This window comes from Noviluteimonas caseinilytica (assembly GCF_018406605.1).
Lineage (GTDB): Bacteria > Pseudomonadota > Gammaproteobacteria > Xanthomonadales > Xanthomonadaceae > Noviluteimonas > Noviluteimonas caseinilytica.
Genome location: NZ_AP024545.1, coordinates 2622777 through 2641579, shown reverse-complemented (window position 1 = coordinate 2641579; position 18803 = coordinate 2622777). Strand labels below are relative to the sequence as shown.

The 18803-nt window shown below is 67.6% G+C and carries 15 protein-coding genes and 1 tRNA gene; 2 read left to right on the top strand and 14 right to left on the bottom strand.

Going from position 1 to position 18803, the window contains the following annotated elements:
- Positions 1-5: 5 nt before the first annotated feature.
- From nuoE to tpiA, 8 genes are all read right to left on the bottom strand, one after another.
- Positions 6-533, bottom strand: a complete 528-nt coding sequence (gene nuoE / locus LYSCAS_RS12755) for an NADH-quinone oxidoreductase subunit NuoE (RefSeq protein ID WP_213434406.1) — start codon at positions 531-533, stop codon at positions 6-8.
- A gap of 37 nt (positions 534-570) precedes the next feature.
- Positions 571-1875 (bottom strand): NADH-quinone oxidoreductase subunit D, encoded by a 1305-nt coding sequence (locus tag LYSCAS_RS12750; RefSeq protein WP_213434405.1) that lies wholly within the window; start codon positions 1873-1875, stop codon positions 571-573.
- Positions 1872-2660, bottom strand: a complete 789-nt coding sequence (locus LYSCAS_RS12745) for an NADH-quinone oxidoreductase subunit C (protein WP_213434404.1) — start codon at positions 2658-2660, stop codon at positions 1872-1874. Before LYSCAS_RS12745 ends, LYSCAS_RS12750 begins: the two co-directional genes overlap by 4 nt.
- Positions 2657-3247 (bottom strand): NuoB/complex I 20 kDa subunit family protein, encoded by a 591-nt coding sequence (locus tag LYSCAS_RS12740; RefSeq protein WP_213434403.1) that lies wholly within the window; start codon positions 3245-3247, stop codon positions 2657-2659. The genes LYSCAS_RS12745 and LYSCAS_RS12740 overlap by 4 nt, the downstream gene beginning before the upstream one ends.
- Positions 3238-3594, bottom strand: a complete 357-nt coding sequence (locus LYSCAS_RS12735; RefSeq protein WP_213434402.1) for an NADH-quinone oxidoreductase subunit A — start codon at positions 3592-3594, stop codon at positions 3238-3240. The genes LYSCAS_RS12740 and LYSCAS_RS12735 overlap by 10 nt, the downstream gene beginning before the upstream one ends.
- A gap of 76 nt (positions 3595-3670) precedes the next feature.
- A tRNA-Leu gene (locus LYSCAS_RS12730) sits at positions 3671-3755 on the bottom strand.
- A 51-nt stretch (positions 3756-3806) separates the two neighbouring features.
- A complete protein-coding gene (gene secG, locus LYSCAS_RS12725) occupies positions 3807-4286 on the bottom strand; it encodes a preprotein translocase subunit SecG (protein WP_213434401.1) in 480 nt (159 codons plus the stop codon).
- A gap of 21 nt (positions 4287-4307) precedes the next feature.
- A complete protein-coding gene (tpiA, locus tag LYSCAS_RS12720; RefSeq protein ID WP_213434400.1) occupies positions 4308-5063 on the bottom strand; it encodes a triose-phosphate isomerase in 756 nt (251 codons plus the stop codon).
- A 104-nt stretch (positions 5064-5167) separates the two neighbouring features.
- Between tpiA and LYSCAS_RS12715 the strand changes: the two genes are divergently transcribed.
- Together LYSCAS_RS12715 and LYSCAS_RS12710 are read left to right on the top strand one after the other, a co-directional pair.
- Positions 5168-5851: a DUF6445 family protein gene (locus LYSCAS_RS12715; RefSeq protein WP_213434399.1), complete on the top strand. Its 684-nt coding sequence runs from the start codon at positions 5168-5170 to the stop codon at positions 5849-5851.
- A complete protein-coding gene (locus LYSCAS_RS12710) occupies positions 5848-6708 on the top strand; it encodes a class I SAM-dependent methyltransferase (protein WP_213434398.1) in 861 nt (286 codons plus the stop codon). The genes LYSCAS_RS12715 and LYSCAS_RS12710 overlap by 4 nt, the downstream gene beginning before the upstream one ends.
- Before the next feature lies 1 nt (position 6709).
- On the opposite strand, the gene LYSCAS_RS12705 is transcribed toward LYSCAS_RS12710, so the two are convergent.
- The 6 genes from LYSCAS_RS12705 to phaE form a co-directional block, all read right to left on the bottom strand.
- Positions 6710-13846: an FG-GAP-like repeat-containing protein gene (locus LYSCAS_RS12705; RefSeq protein WP_213434397.1), complete on the bottom strand. Its 7137-nt coding sequence runs from the start codon at positions 13844-13846 to the stop codon at positions 6710-6712.
- A gap of 135 nt (positions 13847-13981) precedes the next feature.
- The gene (locus tag LYSCAS_RS12700) at positions 13982-14590 is read right to left on the bottom strand and encodes an alpha-ketoglutarate-dependent dioxygenase AlkB family protein (protein ID WP_213434396.1); all 609 of its coding nucleotides are present in this window, start codon (positions 14588-14590) and stop codon (positions 13982-13984) included.
- Positions 14591-14891: 301 nt separating this feature from the next.
- Positions 14892-16109: a ShlB/FhaC/HecB family hemolysin secretion/activation protein gene (locus LYSCAS_RS12695; protein ID WP_213434395.1), complete on the bottom strand. Its 1218-nt coding sequence runs from the start codon at positions 16107-16109 to the stop codon at positions 14892-14894.
- 78 nt (positions 16110-16187) lie between these two features.
- Entirely contained in the window at positions 16188-16667 is a 480-nt protein-coding gene (locus LYSCAS_RS12690) for a hypothetical protein (protein ID WP_213434394.1), read from the bottom strand.
- Between the two features lie 3 nt (positions 16668-16670).
- Entirely contained in the window at positions 16671-17747 is a 1077-nt protein-coding gene (locus LYSCAS_RS12685; RefSeq protein WP_213434393.1) for a class III poly(R)-hydroxyalkanoic acid synthase subunit PhaC, read from the bottom strand.
- The gene (gene phaE / locus LYSCAS_RS12680) at positions 17747-18787 is read right to left on the bottom strand and encodes a class III poly(R)-hydroxyalkanoic acid synthase subunit PhaE (protein WP_213434392.1); all 1041 of its coding nucleotides are present in this window, start codon (positions 18785-18787) and stop codon (positions 17747-17749) included. The genes LYSCAS_RS12685 and phaE overlap by 1 nt, the downstream gene beginning before the upstream one ends.
- Positions 18788-18803 lie beyond the last annotated feature (16 nt).

Genomic DNA, 18803 nt, shown 5'->3' with positions numbered 1-18803 from the left:
TGCGATTACTCCAGCCCGTCCAGGAGGGCGTCGACCTTCTCGGGCGTCAGCTTCTCGTGGTAGTGGCCGTTGATGACCATCATCGGCGCGCCGCAGCACGCGGCGAGGCACTCTTCTTCGCGCTTGAGGAACACGCGGCCGTCGCTCGTGGATTCGCCCAGCTTGCAGCCGAGTTTCTTCTCCGCGTGCGCGACCAGGTCTTCGGCGCCGTTGAGCCAGCAGCTGATGTTGGTGCAGAAGGCGACGTTGTGGCGGCCGACCTTCTGCGTCTCGAACATCGAATAGAACGTGGCGACTTCGTACGCCCACACCGGCGGCAGGTCGAGGTACTTTGCCACCGCGGCGATCAGTTCGTCGCTGAGCCAGCCGCCGTTCTGTTCCTGCGCGGCGTGCAGGCCCTGCAGCACGGCCGAACGCTTGCGGTCGGCGGGGAACTTGGTCAGCCAGTGATCGATGTGCGCCCGCGTGGCGTCCGACAGCACCTGCTGCGGGTCCACGTTGCGCGCGTTCTCGAAATTGCCGGTCGCTCTCATCGGATCAGTGCCTTGCTCGATTCATTGCCACACGGGTTCAGCGATCGATCTCGCCGAACACCACGTCGTAGGTGCCGATCATCGCGACCACGTCGGCCAGCATGTGGCCCTTCACGACGTGGTCCATTGACGACAGGTGCGCGAAGCCCGGCGCGCGCAGCTTGCAGCGGAACGGCTTGTTGGCGCCGTCGCTGACCAGGTACACGCCGAATTCGCCCTTGGGCGCTTCCACCGCGGAATACGTTTCGCCCGCGGGGACGCAGTAGCCTTCGGTGAACAACTTGAAGTGGTGGATCAGCGCTTCCATGTCGTCCTTCATCTCCTCGCGGGAGGGAGGCGCGACCTTGTAGTTGTCCAGCATCACCGGGCCCGGGTTGGCCTTCAGCCAGCGCACGCACTGTTCGATGATGTGGTTGGACTGGCGCATTTCGGCGACGCGCACCAGGTAGCGGTCGTAGCAGTCGCCGTTGGTGCCGAGCGGAATGTCGAAGTCGACTTCGGCGTACTTGGCGTAGGGCTGCTTCTTGCGCAGGTCCCACGCAAGGCCGGAGCCGCGCACCATCGGGCCGCTCATGCCCCACGCCAGCGCATCCTCGGGCGACACGACGCCGATGCCGACGGTGCGCTGCTTCCAGATGCGGTTCTCGGTGAGGAGCGTTTCGTATTCGTCGACGCGCTTGGGGAAGTCCTTGGTGAAGGCTTCCAGGTAGTCGAGCATCGAGCCTTCGCGCCACTCGTTGAAGCGCTTGAGCTTGCCGCCCTTCTTCCACGGCGATTCGCGGTACTGCGGCATGCGGTCCGGGAGGTCGCGGTACACGCCACCGGGGCGGTAATACGTGGCGTGCATGCGCGCGCCCGACACCGCTTCGTACACGTCCATCAGCTCTTCGCGTTCGCGGAAGGCGTACAGGAACACCGCCATCGCGCCGAGGTCGAGCGCGTTGGAGCCCACCCACATCAGATGATTCAGGATGCGCGTGATCTCGTCGAACATCGTGCGGATCCACTGCGCGCGTTCGGGAGCTTCGATGCCCAGCAGCGTTTCGATGCCGCGCACGTAGGCGTGCTCGTTGCACATCATCGACACGTAATCCAGGCGATCCATGTAGCCGATCGACTGGTTGTAGGGCTTGGATTCGACGAGCTTCTCGGTGCCGCGATGCAGCAGGCCGATGTGCGGATCGGCGCGCTGGACGATTTCACCGTCCATTTCGAGGATCAGGCGCAGCACGCCGTGCGCGGCCGGATGCTGCGGGCCGAAGTTGAGCGTGTAGTTGCGGATCTCGGCGTTGTTGAGGCCGGAGGTCGCGGTGTTCACGGGGGGCAACAGGCGGGCGTTCATTCCTTGGCCTCCGTGCTCGACGGCACCGAGCGCTGCGCGCGGCCGGCGCTGTGCGGACGCAAGTCGCCGCCCTCGCCTGCTGCCGTGGCGTAACGCGCGTCGTCGCGGATCACGCGCGGCACGAGGACGCGCGGTTCGACGGAGGTGACCGGTTCGTACACCACGCGCTGCTTCTCGGCGTCGTAACGCACTTCGACGTTGCCGATCAGCGGGAAGTCCTTGCGGAACGGGTGGCCGACGAAACCGTAGTCGGTGAGGATGCGGCGCAGGTCCGGGTGGCCTTCGAACAGGATGCCGAACATGTCGAACGCTTCGCGCTCGAACCAGTTGGCGCCCGGCCACAGGTCCACGACCGAACGCACGACGGGCATCGTGTCGTCGGCGGCGAAGCAGCGCACGCGGATGCGCAGGTTGTGCTGCATCGACAACAGGTGCGCGACGACCGCGTAGCGGCGGCCCGATTCCAGGCCCGCGACGCTCGGCGCTTCGCCGTACTTGAAGCGGCCCGGGCCGCGGCCTTCGACGCCGCGGCTGAAGCCTTCGGACGACACGTCGGTGGTGTCCCACTCGTCGATGCCGTAGCCGAGGTAATCCACGCCGCACACGTCCATGCACAGCTCGAAGCCGAAGTCGTCGCGCAGCGCGCGGCAGGCGTCGTGCCAGCGGTCGGGGGCGACGTCGAGCGTGATTTCGTTGCGCGGCTGCACCACGTCGAACTTCGCGCCGGCCCAGGCAGCGTCGGTGAAATGCGCGCGCAGGCGCTCGCCGAACTCCGCCGTGCTCATGCGCTCAGCTCCGGCGACGCTGCTTCCTTCTTGCGGAAGGGATGCGTTTCGTTGCGGCGGATCTTCTTCTGCAACTGCAGGATGCCGTAGACCAGCGCTTCGGCGGTCGGCGGGCAACCCGGCACGTAGATGTCGACGGGCACGATGCGATCGCAACCGCGCACGACGGCGTACGAGTAATGGTAGTAACCGCCGCCATTGGCGCAGCTGCCCATCGAGATGACCCACTTCGGGTCGGGCATCTGGTCGTAGACCTTGCGCAGCGCCGGGGCCATTTTATTGACGAGCGTGCCGGCGACGATCATCACGTCGGACTGGCGCGGCGAAGGACGGAACACGACGCCGTAACGGTCGAGGTCCAGGCGCGCGGCGCCGGCGTGCATCATTTCGACCGCGCAGCAAGCCAGGCCGAAGGTCATCGGCCACATCGAGCCGGTGCGCGCCCAGTTCCACAGCGCATCCATGCTCGTCGTGACGTAGCCCTGCTGCAGCAGCGGGTTCTCGCCTTCCGGCCGCAGGATGTCGCCGACGCGATCTTCCGGCAGCGGGTTGTGCATCAACCCCGAAACAGTCTGGATCACTCCCATTCCAGCGCACCCTTCTTCCAGACGTAGACGAAACCGATCACCAGCAGCGCGAGGAACACGCCCATCTCCACCAGGCCGAACACGCCCAGTTCGCGGAACACGAGCGCCCACGGGAAGACGAACGCGATTTCCAGGTCGAACACGATGAACAGGATCGCGATCAGGTAATAGCGGACGTCGAACTGCATCCGCGCGTCCTCGAAGGCCGCGAAGCCGCATTCGTACGGGGAAAGTTTCTCGGCGCTCGGGCGCTTGGGCCCCAGCACGTTGCCGATGATGATGAGGGCGACGCCGATACCGGTGGCGACGATCAGGAACAGCAGGGTCGGCAGGTATTCGGCCAGCACGCTCGGACCTCTCGTTCCAGTCCGACGGCCGGTGTCCCCTGCAGGGTTGGACCGGCGTCGTCTGAGTTGCTGCGTATGGTGCCCAAGGGGGGACTCGAACCCCCACGACTTGCGTCGCTACCACCTCAAGGTAGTGCGTCTACCAATTCCGCCACCTGGGCAATCAGGTTCCCGCAGCGCATGCGCTGCGGAGTCGCGCATTGTAATCGCTATCAGCCGCCCTGCGTAGGCGTCTTCGGCGATTGCGTCGTCGCAGGCGCCGTGGTGGCGGGCTGCGTCGTCGCGGGTTGCACGACCGTGGTCGCCGCGGCCGGGGCCGTCGGGACCGAAGTATTCGTCGTCGGCGCGACCGGGACCGCGGAACCCGACGGCGCGGCGGTGGCCGGCGCGGCCGGGACCGACGACATCAGGCCCAGGTCCTGCGCGACCGGCTGGTTCGGGCCGGCCTTCGGGCCTGCCTTGTGCACGGCCATGTAGGCCATGCCCATGCTGATCAGGAAGAACAGGATCGCCAGGTACTTCGTGCTCTTGGACAGGAAGTTGCCGGCGCCGCGCGAACCGAACACGGTCGCCGAAGCGCCCGCGCCGAAGCCGGAACCGGCCTGCGCACCCGCGCCCCGCTGCATGAGGATGAGCGCGATCATGGCGATCGCGATCAGGACGTACACCACGTTGAGAATGGTCGACAACATCGGAATGCAGCAGCCTTGCGGTCAGGCCGTCGCCGCGGCTGCGGCGATGGCAAGGAAATCCCGGGCGACCAATGACGCGCCACCCACCAGCCCGCCGTCGACGTCGGGCTGCGAGAACAGCGCCTGCGCATTGTCGGGCTTGACGCTGCCTCCGTAGAGGATCGGCAGCGAGCCGGCGATGGTAGCAGAGCGTGCCGCGACCTCGCCACGGATGAATGCATGCACCGCCTGGGCCTGCTCGGGGGTGGCGGTGCGGCCGGTGCCGATGGCCCAGACCGGTTCGTACGCAATGATCGCGCCCGCCAGGGCCTCGGGGCCGCCTTCGGCGAAGACCGGTTCGAGCTGCTGTTCGATGCGCCATTCGGTCTGGCCGGCCTCGCGTTCATGCAGCGATTCGCCCACGCAGAGGATCGGCACCAGGCCGGCGCGCTTGGCCGCGAAGAACTTGCGGGCCACCAGTTCGTTGGATTCGGCGTGGAACTGCCGGCGCTCGGAATGGCCGACCAGGCCATACGCGGCGCCCACGTCCTTCAGCATCGCGGCCGAGACCTCGCCGGTATAGGCGCCCTTCTCGTTCACGCTGACGTCCTGCGCGCCGAAGGCCACCGCGCGGGGGCCGAAGTGCTCGACCAGCTCGCTCAGGTACGGCAGCGGCGGCAGCACGATGCGCTCGACGCCCGACGGAGCCGGGACCGCGGCGATCTCTTCCACCAGCGCGCACGCGAACGCGCGGTCGCCGTGCAGTTTCCAGTTCCCCGCCACGATCCTGCGACGCATCGGTATGGTCCTTCGTTGGAAGCGCGGGAGTTTACCGCGCCGCCCCCGCCACACGTGCCGAATGGGGGGTCGCGCCCCGGGCGCGCGCCCGTATGATCGGCCGCATGCCTGCCGTCCAGCCCCGCCGCCCGCTCCCGATGCTCCCCTATCGCACGCCCACGCCGGGCCGCGATTACTGGGTGTTCGACGATGTCCTGCCGGATGCGGCCGCCGTGCGCGCACGCACCCTCGCCCGGACCGATTGGGTGCCGGGCTATCCCCATGCGCCGGAAAGCTGGCCGGGGATGCGCGTGATGCCGGGGCTGGAGGCCGGGGAACTGGCCCGCGTCGAAGCGCTGGTGCGCGAGGCCACGGGTGCGACGAAGTTGTGGGTGGAGACGGCGCCGGATGGCGCGCAGCTCAACCACAACTGCATCCAGGTGGTGGGCGCGGACGAATGCGAATCGCGGCCGCATACGGATTCGCGCGCGCTGTGCCGGTTTGCCGCGGTGCTGTACCTCAATCCCGACGTGCCCGACGACTGCGGGACCAGTTTCTTCCGCCAGCGCATGCCGGGCGGACAGCGTGGCGGGAACATGGTGATGCCGCCGAACGAGACACTCGTGCAGGCGCTGGGTACGCGGTTCGTGCCGGCGGATTCGTTCGTCGAGGACGTGCGCGTGCCGCACAGGTTCAATCGCCTGCTCTTGTATCGCGCCAACCTGTTGCACAGCGCGACGGCGTACCACGGGCGCGAACTCGCGGACAAACGCATGGCGGCGGTCTTCTTCTGGATGGCGAAGACATGAGCGACGAGGGGATCAAGTACCAGGCGGTCGTGGACCTGGGCGAGCGCAACAATTCGCACACGTTGCTGCACGAACTCGCGGTGTCGGGCGGGCAACCGCGGTTGTCGATGCTGGAGGTCGGGTGTTCGTCCGGGTATCTCGGCGCGTCGCTGGTGGCGCGCGGGCACACGGTGGTGGGCGTCGAGCCGGATCCGGATGCGGCCGCCGAGGCCACGCGCGTGTTGTCGTCGGTGTGGACCGGCGGACTGGACGATTACCTCGACGCGAATCCGGACGTTCGCTTCGACGTGCTGATCTTCGGCGACGTGCTGGAGCACATGGTGGATCCGGCGGCGGCGCTGCAACGCGCGCTGCGGCACATGGCGCCCGGCGGCAGCGTGGTGGTGTCGTTGCCGAACATGGCGCATGGCAGCGTGCGTGCGATGTTGCTGGCGGGGCGGTTCGATTACGAAGACCGCGGGATCCTGGATCGCACGCACCTGCGCTTCTTCACGCGCGAGGGGATTGCGCACCTGCTCGCGGATACGGGGCTGGCGCTGGAGAAGCTGTACCAGGTGGGGCAGCCGATCGACGTGGTGGGCCGCGAGTACGGGATGGGCCTGCAGCAGGAACTGATCACGGCGGTGGAATTGCTGGATGACGCGGGGACGCGGCATGCGTTCCAGTACGTGTTCCTGGCGAAACCGTCGGAGGCCGGGCGCACGGCGTTGCTGGCGCGCAACCTGGCGGTGCCGAGTGAAGCGACGGTGCCGTTGCCGCATGTGCGGGGGGCGGGGTCGTGGAAGCAGAAGGTGCAGGTGTGGGTATTCCGCGAGTTGTTGAAGCGGATCAGTGCGCGGCGGTTTCGCGCGGAATAGTTCAACAGCCACTGTTTTCGACTCCTTTGCAGAGGCCAGGGATGCCATGGCGACCTGCAGGCGCGATCCAGCTGGGACGACCAAGCGCATCGGGGAATGGCGTCGCGGCCTGGAACAGGCTGAGGATGTCGGAGCCGGAACGATAGGAACGGACGAGTGCGTTCGCGCTCGCGCCTGCACTGCGTAGTCCGAGCCGCGACAACGTCCCGGGATGCACGCCGGCTGCGTTGAACGTGATCGCTTGACGACCCGTGGCGACCGCCGCCAACGAAGCGAGACCGCCGCCTAGCGAGTGACCTGTGAACACCACACCGTCGCCGTATTTCGCATGCACGTACTGCGCTGCGTGCAGCGCGCTGCGATATTGGCCCACGCGCAACCCGAGCGCCTGCGGGTAATTCGTGCCCCACCAATCGCCGCCGCGCAACATGCCGCCTTCGCTGCCGCGCATCGCGGCGACCACGCCTTCGCCATCTCGATAGACCGACATCGAGAATCCGTTCGATTGGTCGACGGTTTCAAGCAAGTCCGCGTGCCCGGGTGCGTACGTATCGCGCGCGTAGGCGAGCAAGCGTGCGTCTTCGCTCGGGACGTCTGCGTAACGCGGCGCGATCCCCGCCAGTGCAGCCTGCAATCCCGCCGATGCCGCGCCGTTGGCGAAGCGCCCACCGGTCGCCTCCGAGATCGCACCTCCCAGCAACGCCCCTGCAACGCCGCGCACGACGATGTGATCGATACGCCCGACCTGTGGCATGAGCGCGCCCGAGACGCCCGCAGCAACGAAGCCATGACCGAACGTGCCGCCTTGCAGCACTTCGACGGCACCCCCGCCCACGGCGCGCGCCGCCCACGCGGACGACCCGTCCACGCCCGCCACATGCATGCCGATCGAGAGGCCCGCGCCGAACGCGCCGGCCACACCTGCGCGCCACGCGCCGTTCGACGCGACCATGCCCGATGCGAACCCGCCGGCCATCGCCACGGTGAAAGCCGTGCCGACATTGCCGGCGGCGAGCGCCGCACCCGCGACGCCGCCCGTCCAGAAAGTGATCCCCAGGGCGATCACGCCGCGCAACGCATCCTGCTCGCGCTGGCCCCACAGGCCTGTGGGATCGGTCCACGCGAGCGGTGCGTTGTTCGCGTACGCGTAGGCCTGCCATCCCACTGCGGACGCCGGCGCGACGACGAAGGGATCGGGTTGCAGGAAGCGACCATCCCACGGATCCAGCAGGCGGCCATTGGCGTGCACGATCTGCAGCGCGTGCGGCGTGCCGAGATGCGCGTGCCCGGTGAATCCTTGCGCGGCGCCCAAGTCGAACGGGCGCACATCGCGTGTCCCGGGCGCGTCGTGGCGACGGGGTTCGCCGAACGCGAACCAGTCCCGCGCATCGATCATGGCCCCCGCGCGATCCAGGACGCGTGCGACCGATCCCAGGTGATCGTGGATCAGGATGCGTTCCTGCATACCTGCGGCATGGGTTTCGAGCACGACGCCGGGTGCCACGGTGCGACGAAACACCACGTGGGCGCCGACGCGTTCGATGTCCACGCCGTCGATCGACAGCACGACGCGGCCGCCCGTTTCCTGCTTGTAGCGCACGCCGTCCGGCCCGTACCAGAGGCGCGTCCGCTGCGTCGGCGACGCCACCGGGCCGAGCGTGATCTCGTGCGGGCGATCGTCGAGGGCGTAGTGCACGCGCCGCTCCGGTGACGTGCCGCCGGGCATCGGTCGACGCTCGACCTGGTTGCCGCGCGCGTCGAACGCATACACGTAGTCGCCGATGCGCAGCGCCTGCCCTGCCCCGTGCGCCGGCTCCGCACCGCTGCCCGGCAGCCCGCCGACACCACAGCCCGCCCGGCCCGCGTAATGCGAATCGCGCACGATCGACGCGACGTCCGCCCGACACAGGTTGCCGATCGCGTCATAGGTGAAGCGCTGGCGTGCGTCGATGCCGGGACCCGAGGCGCGTGCCTCGACGAGGCGATCCAGCGCGTCATGCACGAAGCGCTCCGTGAAGCCGGGACGCACGCGTTCCGCCAGGTTGCCCGCTGCATCCCATGCAAGCGTGTCATCGAACAGATCACACGTGCCCGTGCCTGCGCGACCCGCGCAAGCGCGAAGCTGTCGTCCGCCGAACGGGTCGTACTCATGCGTGAGTTCGACCGCTTGCTGCGATCCGAGTCGCTGCCGGGTTGGACGACCGCGCGCATCGCCAGCCAGGACGCGACGATGGGGCTGCGCGCAGCCGGGCGTGGTGTCGGTCGCTTCGCTAATGCAGGACGCCACAAGGAATCCCGATGCGTCGAATACGCGCTTGTCCCATCCGCCGCTGGGATCCTGCGACTTCCACGCGCGACCTAGCGCGTCGTACACGATGCGGCTGGAATACGGGACGCCGTCGACCTCCGTGCGCCGCTCGGTCGGGCGGCCCAACCCGTCGTAGGTCAGCGTCCGGGAAAACGAGAGCGCCATTTCGGCTGCGCCGCGCCATGCGAGGTACGTGCCTGTCACGCGTTCCTGGTGCAGCAGGCCCAGGCCGGACGGCGCCGTGTCGAAAATGAATTCCGATTCCGACTCGAGGCTGCCGTCGGCGGCAACGACACGCTTTCGATGCACGCGACCCTGCCCATCGCGGTGGTGTTCGATGCGATGGCCCGATGCATCCGTCTGCGCGATCAGTTCTCCCAATGCGTTGTAGTCGAAGTGGGTGGTGCCGCTGTCGGGATCGTCCTGGCGTCGCTTGCGCCGTTGCGCGTCGTACGTGAAGGCGTGGACCACCGGCCCACGTCCGGCGTCGCGGACAACTTGGCGGAGCGCCCCGTCGGCCTCGTGCTCGAACGACAACAGATGCCCACCCGGATCCACCACGGCCTGCACCTCGCCGAGCGCGTTACGCAGCTTCGTCGTGACGTGGCCGAGCGGGTTCGTGGTGCGCGTCGACAGGCCCGTGCGCGCGATGCGCGTTTCCGCGCCGTCGGGCTGGACGATGCGCAGCGCGTGCCCGAGGGCATCGAACGTCGTGCGCGTCCATGCGCGCTGGGACGTTGCGCAAGCCGTGGTCAACGCTGCCGTATCCAGTGATTCGATGGACGCCGACAGGAAGAACGGCGCGGACACGTCCGTGGTCCGGCCTTTCGCATCGTAGGCGGTACACGTGCCGGCGAGCGCTCGTCCGTCGCCTTGCGCGCCCAAGGCCTGGACGACGTCCAGCACGACGCGATCGAGCACATCGAAATACGACCACGCGCCGGGCGCGCCTTCCGTCACCACGCGCCGACGGTAGGCAGCGCCCGCCGGACACGACACCGCGGACGCGCCTGCGCCACACCAGCGATATGTCGTGTAGCGCTCGACGCCGCCGGCTGGCGCGCCCGGCACGCTGCCCGGCACGCTTTCCAGCCAGGTGTAATACGGCCGTCCGAGTGCGCCGTGGACCGCGCCGGTATCGGTCCCGTTCGCGTCGACCGAGTGCGTGGCCGCACCGAGCGCATCCCGCGCGAGCACGCGCATCACATCGCGCTCTGCGGCAACGCCCCCGCCGGCGTTGAACAACGCGCGCGTCGCGACCGGATACCGAGCCGCAGCATCGAACACGGTGCGCGTCGTGCGCTGGACGGCAAATGGATCGTCGGCATGGAATTCGTCCGACGCCATGCAGCGCCCGCCGCCGCCGCAGGCATGCGTCGCGACCACATTGCCGCGCTCGTCGCGGACATCGACGCGCTCGAGCGCAAGCGTGGTTCCGGGTTGCGTGGTCTCTCCTACCAGCAGGCCGGCGGCATCGTAACGGTGTGTCACCGTGCGTACGACGTCGGGCATGCCGGGACGCTGGTGCGTCACCGTCGATTCGCGCACGCGCCCGAGCAGCCAGCGCGCCGGGTCATCCGAGTACGACGCGTGCGTGACTTGCGTCGCCATCCATGCATGCCCAGCCCCGGGGAAGGTCTGAACGCGCGACTCGACGACGTTGCCGTGGGGCCCGTGCTGCACCGTCGTTCGTATGCGGCGCAACGGCGCGCCGGATTCCGGATCGTCATGCATCACTTCACTTGCCGATGCGCGCACGTGCACCGGCAGTTGCACGCCCTGCGTGAAAGGGATGCCCATCGCGGCTGCGGATGTCTCGCTCGACCACGTCTGCGTCACAAGCGACACGCGACGACCGGTGCTCGGCCACGATGCACTCCCCGGCGATCCGAAGCATGCATTGGCCACGGGATCGGACAAGCACGGCCCGGGGTCGAAACCGGCGACCTGCAGGCGGGTCTCGCTGCTGGCAGGTTGCCCGGTGAAAGGAAATGCCTGGTGGTACCGCGTCGTCGTGGAAACCGTCGCGTCCGCTGCGTTCGCCTCCAGGGTTTCGATCGAGGCGAACCCGAGGAATCCACGGCCGCCGGATTGCATGCGTGCGCCGGCGTAGCGGTAATGCACGGTCGCCATGGCGGCTGGCGCATCGGCCTGCGGGGCGCTGCTCGACACGCGCGCGACGATCGGCATCGAACCCCCGAGGTCCGACACTGGTGCGCCGCGACCGGACGACACCGTGTCGCGCGCGTTCGATCCCCGCTTGTGCACGCCGCCGTTCGCCAGCGCGACGTAATCGATCGATGTCCTTGCCCCCAACCCGTTGCGCACGTCGATGACGATGTCGCGGGGCCGCCCACGCGCCGCGCTGCCTGGTTGCGCCAGGAGGAACACGGGCTGCTCGGCGATCTGCAGCGCGAAGTAGTCCGGCGAGCCGTCTGCATCCAGGTCCGCGAAGGCGTGCGCGTAACGATCCGGATCGCAAGGCTGCCCGATGCAGGCATAGGCGCCATTGCCGGGGATGTCCGCGTCAGCCCCGAAACCACCACCGCCCAACGCGCGCCGCATGCGGAAGCGGAACGTGCCGTCGGGCCGCGCATCGACGAACACGAGTTCGCTGCGCGCGTCGCCGTCGATGTCCACCAGGCGGACGGAGGCGGGCCGCGGCAATACACCGACCGACAATGGCGCGAGGAAACCCTGCCCGGTGTTCAATGCCACGGCCCACTTGCCGTCGACCACGCCCTCGTACACGAGGTCGGTCAGGCCATCGGCATTGACGTCGCCCGGCAACACGCGCGCATCGCGTTTGCGATCGTCCATCAAGGAACCGCTGCTGCGCGCTAGCGTGATCGTCGACGGCGTGATGCCCGACACGCGGTGGGCGAACAGCAGGTCACGACTCGCACGCGTGCCGCAGTCGCCGTGCGGAATGCGCGTGCAGGGCTCGTACTCCTGCCAGGACTGTCCGATCGCGAGCAGGAGATCGGTCGCCGCGTCGCCGTCGAAGTCGAGCAGGCGCAGCGTCTCCGGATTCCAGGCGCGGGGCGCGGACTGCGTGCACTTCCCGGCACTCGCCGCCTCCGGGCACGGCAGCGGCGCTTCAGGCGCGAATCCGATCGTGCGCTCGTGGCCCCAGGACCATCCGGTCGCTTCGCGAGACATCAATCTCGCCTGCAATCCGTTGTAGGAGTACACGATGTCGAGCAGGCCGTCGCCGTTGAGGTCGGCCAATTGCGGGTGCGCGCCGCTGGTGGAGGTCGCAAGTTGCGGAATGAATGTGTCGGCAAGCAGGTCCTGCGTCGTGTCGATCGGCGCGCCTTCCCGCCCCTTCGACGGATGCAGGCGCCAGCGCCCCGTACCCGCCAGGAACAAGTCGTCGCGCCCGTCCCCGGTGTAGTCGAACAGCTGCCACGCGCCCTCGCCCAGCGCGGATAGCTCGGTCGACGTGCATCCCGAGAACACGCCGGGCGCGAATCCTTGCCGGCCAGCCGCGTCGCGTTCGCCGAAGCTCACCATCACGTGTTCGGTCGGGCAGGATTCCCCGGGCGCGCCATCCTTCAACCAGACCATGTCCGGACGCCCATCGCCGTCGACGTCGCCCAACTTGAAGCCCTCGAACTTCGACGCGCTGCCGAAGCCCGCAGGGTGCCAGGCGGGCGTCGCTTCGAGCGAATGCTGCGCCGCGCTCCAGGTGAACTGCGTCGGCGCAAGGCAGGTCGCGCCGCTGTCGTTGCGGCATTCCTGCACGTGTTGCAGCGTGTCGACCCCGCTGCCCGACGGACTGGGCGCGTATGCGAACTGGTACGCGCGCGCCTGTTCCGCTGTCGCACAGACCGTGGCGGATCGCGTGCAAGCGACCACCGAGGCCAGCCGCCGCGTCTGCACGAGCGCGCCGCCTGCAGCGAAACGTCGTTGCCAGGCAGCCTTCGGCAAGCGCTCGTAGCGGAATTCGAACGACGCGAACGGCGACAGCACCAACGACTGCCCGGGCAACGCCAGCTTGCCGGTGTAGTGCACGCCCTGGAGCAGGTGTTCGCCTTCGCCCGGGCCTTCTGGATTCTCCAGGTACGTCCAGTCAATGTAGTTGCCCGACGTGTCCTGCAACCGCACTTGCGCCCACGCGATCGCTGCGGCTTCGTGGCCCGGCGTCGTGCTTTCGATGAATCCGTCGGGCCGGTTCGCCGCGCCTGCGTTGTCGCGATCGCCATACCACGCCATCGTGCCGTCGGGGCGCTCGACGGTGATGAAGGCAGGGCCGCGTGACGGGCCTGCAGCCGAGTACGCGCAGACGCGGCGGAATGATTCGATCTCGGTACGCAGTTGCGCGACCTGCATGCCCGCGACGCTTCGACATGCGGCACTGCCCGCCGGGGCCGGCAGCAAGCGTTGTCCATCGAGGCACAGGCGATCGCTGGCGTCGAAGGCGATCGGCGCGGAAACGCCATCCGTTGCAATGCCATCGACGATGAAATCGCCGGCCTCGCGCGTTGCGCGGCAACGGACGATGCGCGACGTGCCTGCGATGGACCAGCCTTTGCCCATGGCGCCGTCGCCGCCATGGCTGGAGTACGCGAGCGACAGCACGGGCGCCAGGCCTGCTGCGCCAGGTACGCCCTGCAACGGAATCGTGTACGTCGCCGCACCGGACTCATCGACGCGAAAGGCCCCGGCGGTTGCGCCCACGCGATCGGACACCGCATCGGGCACGATGATCGCTGCCTGGTTTCCGCCAGTGCGCGGAGGTTTGCGCACCGACGCGCTCGCCATCGATGACCAGAGTGCGGCGCACGCCAAGGTCCACGCCATCCAGCGTCCATGCACGCGATCCATCGCGACCTCCTTGCCGCAAACGCGCATCCCGTCGTGCGCCGCGTGTCCTTCTACGCCCGTGCGTTACGCAACGCGACGAGCGCGTCTCGGATTCGCCGACGGTGTCTCCGCACGATGTAGATGGACTTCCCCGCGTCACGCCACCTTCGACGGTCGCACCCGGAACGCCAACGAGATCCGCGGCCCGACCGCATGCTTCGTCTTCGGAATCCCATGGTCGTAATGCGACTGCATCGCGTAACTCATCACGAGCAGACTCCCAGGCTCCAGGTCGATGCGCACCACGCCGCGCGGCGGCGCCTTCGCACGGATCTCCATGCGCCGCGCGCTGCCCAGCGAAACCAGGGCGATCGGCTCCCCCGCGATCAGCGTCGACAGCTTGTCGTTGTGGGGCGCGACACTGTCGTGGCCGTCGCGGTAGTAGTTGAGGCCCACGTGGGTGAACGCGACTCCGAGTTCTGCGCAGACCCGGGCATGGGCCTCGCCGAGTACGGCAGGCAACGCCTCGCTCCCATTGAGCGCATAGCCCGATGTGAGCCGCGGCACCTCCACCACCCGGTCGTACATCGGGCGGCGTTGCTGGCGCCAGTCGACTTCATCGCGCAACGCGGCGAACCACGCGTCCGCGCGGTCGACGTCGATGAATGCGGGCACATACCGGCAGCCTCCTTCCTCGTCCTCGATGAGGACGCGCTCGGCGGGGCTGAACAGGTCGGAGGCAAACGTCGCGGACGAGGAGTTCATGTGCGCGCGAGTGTGGCGCTCCCCCGTCTCAGAAGCTGCGAAAGCGCGGACCACGGTCCGCCCCTTCTTGTTGAAGGGGCACGCGCGTAGCGCGGGGGATAAGGCATGCCGCCCCGAAGGGGCTCAAGCCAAAAAGAGAAACCCCGCTCTCACGGGCTTTTTCAGGGCCTGGAGGGGAGCGAGGTTTCAGTTTGCCGAAGTCGTTCCCTTGATCGTGAATATCTCGGGTTCTTCTTCGACGGTGCAGATATTACCTGCGGGGTCGTGATGCGTCCGTCAAGCCAGCCGTAGGCGCATCGCGTCAGAAGCGCAGGGTCGCCGTGGCGTACAGCACGTCACGCGCATTGTCCGGCGGCGGGTTGCGGGGGTCGGCGGGCGGATCGCGCCGGTTCTGCATGGGTTCTGCGTGCGTGATGCTGAAGCTGGCGTGCTTCCAGTTTCCACGCAGGCCCAGCGCGAACCCCGAGATCGCTTCGTGCCGCTTGTCGGAGTGGTTGCTGTCGACCACGCCGATGTCGGCACCGACGAAGGCGGTCAACACCCGGTTGATCGGCATGGACACGGTGTTGGACAGATAGATGCCGCGGTCCCCGGAGACCGACGCCCCCTTGAAACCGCGCACGGTGTACTCGTCGCCGATGCTGAGCTGGTTGGCGGCCAGCAACTTCCTCGGCGAATACTGCCAGCCACTGCGCAACGCGTAGTCAAAGCGCCTGTCGCCGAACTTGATCGGGCGACTCCAGCTCACGTTGCCGGCGTACTTGTAGTACAGCGCGGGCGTGTGGCCTTCCCTCGGATCGATGACGACATTGTTGGCGCCCAGCCATTTCGTGCCGCGGCTCCAGTTGAAGTCCACGTACAGGGAGCCGCCCCAGAGCTGGTCGACGCGCGACATGCCCAGCGTCAGGTCGGTGTAGACCTTGCTGTTGGCGTCGATGCGCGTGCCGTTGATGAAATTCTCGCTGTCCTTGCGCTGGATGCGCAGGCTCACGTCGGTCTTCCCGCGCTTGGACCGCGAGACGGTGTGGCCGACCTTCAGGCTCTGGTCGTTGGATTTTCCTTCCGAGCCATAACTGGTGAAGATCGACTCGATTTCCTTGACGTAACGCGAATCGCCGCGACGCAGTTCGAAATCCCAGAAGCCGGCGGGAATCGACACCGCAACGCTCCGGCTGTCTTCGAAATCCGCGTAACCGTCGTAGTAGTGCCGGCGGGTGCCGCCGAACGACCAGGTTTCCGCGCCGATGCCGCGCAGCGAAGCCCCCAAGGTGGTCTTGAAGCGCCCGTATCCCGGCGGGGAAGTGTTGTCGCCCTTCGGGACGAAGGCGTCTTCGTTGGCGCCCGAGTTGTCCAGCCCGATGCTGCCGCCGATGGGCAACTTGCGTTGCACCTTGACATCGATCCACGACCAGCCAGTTTCGTCAGCGGGGACGATGCTGACCTGCGCGGTCTGGCGTTCATTGCGGGAGGGCTCCACGGGCAGGCCGAAAAAAGTGGCCGGCAGTGTCGTGGCAGACACCTGTTGCAAGAATCCGAATCCTTCCGCCATCCCGCAGGATGCAGCGCGCCTCGCCGCGCGAAAGCTAGCTGACGTAAGTCAGACGTTTCCCATGTTGGACGAATTGCGTACTTCGTCGCGACTCCACGGCCACCAACCCGTGCCGGTCAACGCGTAGCGATCGGCTGCACGTTCGAATCGATTGCGCACGCTCACGCCGCCGAAGGCGAGGTACAGCGGCAGGAACAACGGCCCCAGCACCATGTACTGGAAGACGTGCGCGCGTTCGTGGTCGGCGAGGACGATCGCCGGCTCCTTCGCATGCCCGGCCCGGTGCGCGTACGTCACGCAGGGCGCATCCAGCGAATCACCGGTATGCAGGATGGTGTTGCCCAGCGTGATCGCCCCGCCCGGCCCCCAGGGCCAGCGATGGAAGACGATCGCGCATTCGCGCCGCGACAGGTGCGCATGCGCGCCAAACGCGATGCCCACGATCCCGGCCACCAGGCCGAGCACCGTGTTGGGCACGGTCCAGAGGATCCCGAAGGCGCGCGCGATCCGAATCAACGCGCGCCCCATGGTTCAGCGCTTGCCGAGCCAGTCGTGGATCGTCTGCGGCACTTCCTTCTGCGCGCGGCCCGACACGTAGATGCCGATGTGGCCGCCGCGGAACGAGAGCTCCGTGTAGTCGTCGGTGCCGACCAGCCCGCGCAACGCCTTCGACGCCGCCGGCGGCACGAGGTGGTCCTGCTCGGCGAAGATGTTGAGCACCGGCATCTCGATCATCCCCAGGTGCACGTCGCGCTCGCCGATGGTCACGCCGCCGTTGACGAACCCGTTGGCCTGGTAGAACTGCTTCACGAACTGGCGGAACGCCTCGCCCGCCTGGTCCGGCGAATCGAAGATCCACTTTTCCATGCGCAGGAAATCCTCGACCGCCTGCTTGTCGTCCAGGATGTCGACCAGCCCCACGTACTTCTGCACGAACAACCGCGCCGGCTTGAGCGTGAGGTAGCACCAGTTCATCAGGTCGGCCGGCACGTTGCCCAGGGTGTCGACGAACAGGTCCACGTCCATCGCGCGCGTCCAGCTCGACAGCATGTTGTCGTCGGTGTGGAAATCCACCGGCGTCACCATCGTGATGAGGTTGCGGATCTTCTCCGGGTGCAAGGATGCATAGCACAGCGAGAACGCACCGCCCTGGCAGATGCCGAGCAGGTTGATCGAATCCAGCCCATGCGTGCGGCGCAGGTGGTCGACGCAGCCGCCGAGGAAGCGCTCGACGTAATCCTCGAGCGTGAGGTAGCGATCCGAACGATCCGGATAGCCCCAGTCGATGATGTACACGTCTTCACCGCGGGCCAGCAGACCACGCACGATCGAACGATCCGACTGCAGGTCCACCATGTAGGGGCGGTTGACCAGCGCGTAGCTGATGAGCAGCGGGACCTTGGCGGTCGGCGACTGTTCGCCGCGATAGCGATACAGCGTGACCTTGCCGTCGGACCACACGGCTTCCTTCTTCGTCGCGCCGTATTCGACGTCGTCGACCTCGCGCAGCGTGTTGAGGCCGGCGCCCAGCTTCTGCTGCATCTTCATCGCCTCGGTGGCGAGCTGGTCCGGCGAGAAGTCCAGCGGACCCTTGTTCTGCAGGTTCATCAGCGCTTCCCCTTCTTCTTCGTCGGCGCCGGTGCCGGCGTGGCCTTCGCGGGCGCGGCCTTCCTGTTGCCGAGGATCTTGTCGCCCTGCACCTTCAGCGACGCTTCGTTCGGACGCGACGCGGGCGCGGCCGCTTTCACGGGCGCGGCCGGCTTCGCATCGAGCATCGCATCGCGCAACTTCCGCACCTCGCGCTCCAGCTGCGCGATCTTCTTGTGCGCGGCATCCACTTCATCCCGCGTGGGCATGCCGAGCGAACCGGTCATCTGCGCCACTTCGCGCTGCACGCCGCCGCGCACGCGCATCTGCGCGTCCACCAGCTTGCCGTACACGCCGCGGAATTCCGGCGACAACGCGATCTCCGCGTACGCCTCTTCGGCCGCGTCGATCCACACATCGAACATGGCCCGCGCCGATTGCAGGCGATCGCCCGACTTCGCGCGCGCTTCCAGCTTCTGCTCGAACACTTCGTACGCACGCTGCGCGGACTTCATCATCAGCGCGTTGTAGGCGCTGTTCTGCTGCTGCAGGTCCATCTGCGCCTGCGCCAGCTGCTGCCAGCGTTCCTGGTGCTCGCGCGCGAACCCGAAGGCCGGCATGCCGAGCCACGAGCTCGCTTCGCGCTTCCACGAGTCGAGGAACGGCGAGGCGTCTTCGATCCACTGGTCGAGCCCCTGCTGCCCCTGCCCGCGCATCGCGCGGAACAATTCGGGGAACGGGTTCTCGCCGACCGCGCCGAGCGCCGATTTCCACGCCTGCGTGATGTCGTGCGCGCCCGCATTCTTGCCGGCGAACTGCGCAGCGACCTGCTGCATCGCGCCGAACCAGCCGCGCGCCTGCGAATTGAAACGATCCACCGCCGCGTTCACTTCGCCGCGCTGGCCATGGGCGAGCTGCGTCCACCAGTCCACGGCGTCGTGCCACGCCTGCGCACCCGGGGGCTGCGCGGGCTGGGCCGCCTGGGTGGCGCTGCGGAGCATGTCGCCCCAGTTGCTCCAGTACTGGCGCGACAGCGCCTCGAAATCCTGCGTCGGGTCCATGGGGGCCTCCAGAGAA